We start from the raw sequence: 1,401 nt of genomic DNA, 5'->3' as shown, positions 1-1,401 counted from the left end.
GAACGTAAGGCGCCATTCTCTGGTTTAGCCAAAGAGTGGGTTGATAAGTGGCTGAGAGTCCGTGGTGAATTGGCTTCTCCGGGAGAGGATGCCTTGTTCGTCTCTAAGTTGGGCACGCGTATCTCTCACCGAAGTGTTCAAAGGCGCATGGAAGAATGGGGCAAGAAGCAATCTGTGGCGAGCCATATTAGCCCACATAAGTTGCGCCACTCCTTTGCAACGCATGTGCTCGAGTCGAGCCAAAACCTTCGTGCGGTCCAAGAATTATTGGGTCATGAAAACATCTCGACCACCCAAGTGTACACTCACTTAGATTTCCAGCATCTAGCACAAGCATACGATCAGGCTCACCCAAGAGCCCGTAAGAAAAATAAAGACTAAAGGTTTTACTATGCGAATTTACCGAGGGTTACAGCCTGTCAAAGCCATGACCTTTGATTTGGATGACACTCTATATGACAACTGGCCTGTGATCATGAAGGTTGAGAAAGAGATGGCGCAGTGGCTTTTTCAAGAGCACCCTGTGTCTGCTTCTTTGTCATTGGATGAGTGGCAAGCTGTAAAACAACACGTTGCCTCGGAAAATCCAGAGCTAAAGCATGACGTCACCTTGTGGCGTGAAACCCAAATTAAGACTGGTTTACTGCAGTTGGGTTACTCTCAGCAGCAAGCGGAACAGGCGGCTCGTGATGGTATCGAACACGCCTTATGGCTACGAAACCAAGTCGACGTTCCTCAAGAAACCCACCATGTCATGGCGGAACTTGCCGAGCGTATTCCTTTGGTTGCGATAACTAATGGTAATGTTGATCCCTACAAAATTGGACTCGGGCAATATTTCCAACTCATTTTTAAAGCGGGACCAGACGGCAAAGCTAAACCCTACCCAGACATGTTTGAGAAAGCACAACAGCACTTAGGCTTTGATGCTAGCAATATCCTTCATGTGGGTGATCATTTAAGGACGGATGTCTACGGAGCCAAGAAAAATGGCTTCCAAGCATGCTGGTTTAATGACACTGGTTCCAATTTATACCTATCTTCGAAGGCGAGTGTGCTTCCTGATGTTGAAATAGAACAGCTCAGCGATCTTATGCGACTAATTTAATGACCACTGCAGGCTTATTGTGTCGCATTTATGATAGTGAATTGTTACATTAGTCGAGTTTAAGGGCCTGTTTAGGCTAGGATAATTAGCGATTACTGATTACGATTCATTTCAATCATAGCGGTGGTTGCGGGTTCTCTATTCCATTAGATTTCGAACAAGGGTTGGCATGCAAACATATACATTTCTCGCAAACACAGAGGAGCAATTAGAATCTCAACTTGCTCAGCGCGAATGGTGTGATAGCAAACAATACCTAGTTCAACTTTTCTCTACGCAATCACTTGATATGG

At 45.5% G+C, this 1,401-nt stretch carries 2 protein-coding genes; both read left to right on the top strand.

Features of this window, described 5'->3' with window-relative positions; genetic code table 11:
- Window positions 1-381 (top strand): tyrosine-type recombinase/integrase (locus A3712_RS23195; RefSeq protein WP_157618868.1); only part of this gene is annotated, 381 nt, incomplete at its 5' end.
- A 10-nt stretch (window positions 382-391) separates the two neighbouring features.
- The gene (yigB, locus tag A3712_RS23190; protein ID WP_063525191.1) at window positions 392-1,108 is read left to right on the top strand and encodes a 5-amino-6-(5-phospho-D-ribitylamino)uracil phosphatase YigB; all 717 of its coding nucleotides are present in this window, start codon (window positions 392-394) and stop codon (window positions 1,106-1,108) included.
- Window positions 1,109-1,401: the final 293 nt, after the last annotated feature.

This window comes from Vibrio sp. HI00D65, from assembly GCF_001635455.1.
In the GTDB taxonomy this organism is placed as follows: Bacteria; Pseudomonadota; Gammaproteobacteria; order Enterobacterales; family Vibrionaceae; genus Vibrio.
Note: the sequence above shows the minus strand (reverse complement) of the source record. Positions and strands in the feature narration are given on the sequence as shown.

Bases quoted from the DNA above. Each gene is read 5' to 3' on its own strand.
- yigB (WP_063525191.1), top strand. From the start codon at position 392: ATGCGAATTTACCGAGGGTTACAGCCTGTCAAAGCCATGACCTTTGAT.